This is a genomic window from Dendronalium phyllosphericum CENA369, assembly GCF_016056275.1.
Taxonomy (GTDB): Bacteria; Cyanobacteriota; Cyanobacteriia; order Cyanobacteriales; family Nostocaceae; genus Dendronalium; species Dendronalium phyllosphericum.
In genome coordinates this window covers 11,751-13,743 of record NZ_JAECZA010000219.1, presented here as the reverse complement: position 1 = coordinate 13,743, position 1,993 = coordinate 11,751, and the positions used below count along the sequence as shown (strand labels likewise).

At 36.7% G+C, this 1,993-nt stretch carries 1 protein-coding gene and 1 pseudogene; both read left to right on the top strand.

The window, feature by feature from the left end:
• Positions 1-263, top strand: a pseudogene (locus I8752_RS24260) (IS4 family transposase); the annotation flags it as partial.
• Between the two features lie 90 nt (positions 264-353).
• Entirely contained in the window at positions 354-1,829 is a 1,476-nt protein-coding gene (locus tag I8752_RS24255; RefSeq protein ID WP_214434803.1) for an IS1380 family transposase, read from the top strand.
• Positions 1,830-1,993 lie beyond the last annotated feature (164 nt).

Genomic DNA, 1,993 nt, shown 5'->3' with positions numbered 1-1,993 from the left:
CTTTAGCTATGACCAGTGCTTGGTTACATGGACAAAGGACTAAATTTCAAAAACTTGATTCCTATATTTGTCGTAGTCAAGAAAAAAATAGAAATGAGAAACGTCATAGTAATTTCTGGATAGGTTTATATGGTCAAAATTGGATAGTCGCTTGGCATGAGTGTCAAGCATGGGTCGAGGAACTGGTCGGTTTCAGTCGCAATAAGCAAGCATATTATCAGCGAGGTTTAAGGGCTATGAAGCTTATACAGCAAGCTCTTTAACTCGCTTGTCGCCCCTTGAACAAAAAGATAAAAAAGGGGTCAAAAACTGCGAGAATGTATATATAGCAAGGATTTCAGCAGTTATAAAGCATGACCCCATCTTCAACAAAACAGTTGAAATTTGAGCAACAAAAATCGCTGCCAGTAATAGTCAATTTTCAGGGTGGACAAGTAACATCAGATGCAGGATTAAGCTTGATTGCTGAAATAGACAGAAAATTGCAAATCACATCACAGTTTGCACAATGTTTCCAAGATTACCGAAAAAAAAATCGGATTGACCATTCAGTAGAGAGTTTAATTAAACAACGAATATACGGGCTGGTCATGGGGTATGAAGACTTGAATGACCACGAAGAATTACGTCATGACCAGATGTTTGCTATAGCATTAGGAAAAAGGATTGGAATAGAGAATGAACCTGCAACATTGGCAGGAAAGAGTACATTAAATCGGCTGGAACATTGTCCTGAAGATGTGGAACAAGGAGCAGACAGCCGTTACCATAAAATCGGGCATTCTCCATCAGAAATTGAAAGCTTATTTGTCAAAATATTTCTAGAATCTTACTCGAAAGAGCCACGACAAATTATTTTAGACTTAGATGTAACTGATGATTTAGTGCATGGTTCGCAAGAGCAAGTTTTCTTCAATACTTATTATGGAGGATATTGCTATGCTCCACTTTATATTTTCTGTGGAAAACATCTATTAGCAGCTAAACTTCGCCCATCAAATGTAGACCCAGCATTTGGGGCATTATCAGAACTACAAAGAGTGATTAAACAAATACGCCAACAATGGAAGAATGTTGAGATTTTAGTACAAGGAGATAGTGCTTATTCCAGAGACGATATTATGACATGGTGTGAGTCACTCCCTGGAGTTGACTACGTTTTTGGATTGGCGCAAAATAGTCATTTAATTGGGATGACTACCACGACTCAAAATAGAGCTGCGCTTGAGTATGAGCAGAAATTATCAACAGTAGTTTCATTTTTAGAAACCGTATTTAAGCCAGATGAAGAACTCACGCAACAAGCATCCGAACTGATTGATAACTCAATGTGGTATAAGTCGTTAGACTATCAGACTCGTGAATCTTGGAGCCATAGTCGTCGTGTTGTTTGTAAGGTTGAATATGGGACGAAGGCAGCTAAAATTCGTTTTGTTGTTACTTCTCTGACTACAAAAAAAGTACCTCCTGCTCAACTCTACACACAAAAATACTGTAGGCGGGGAGAGATGGAAAATCGTTTTAAGGAACAACAATTAGAACTTTTTAGTGACAGAACTAGTACCCATACATTTGCTGGGAATCAATTACGTCTATGGTTCTCTTCTCTTGCTTACGTTTTGATGAATGCTTTGCGTCAAAAATGTTTAGCTAAAACCGAATTCCAAAATGCTACTGTTGGGACTATTCGTACTAAATTATTGAAGTTAGGAGCTTTGATTACTGTAAGTACACGGCGCATTTTAATTGCAATTACTAGTTCTTGCCCATACAAACATATCTTTGCTACTGTTCATAGGCGCTTAAAGATTCTCCCTAATACCGCTTAGTTTAAAGTTAAGTTGTCTTTTACTTATTTCTAGTTAATGATACTTTTGGCTTGGATTAATTCAAGTCTTGCTTTGGAATACTTAATTTTATGCACATAACATTTTTATTTTAGTACCAATAAAAAATAGTGATTATTTTAGCTTTGTATCTACTGTTTTATACT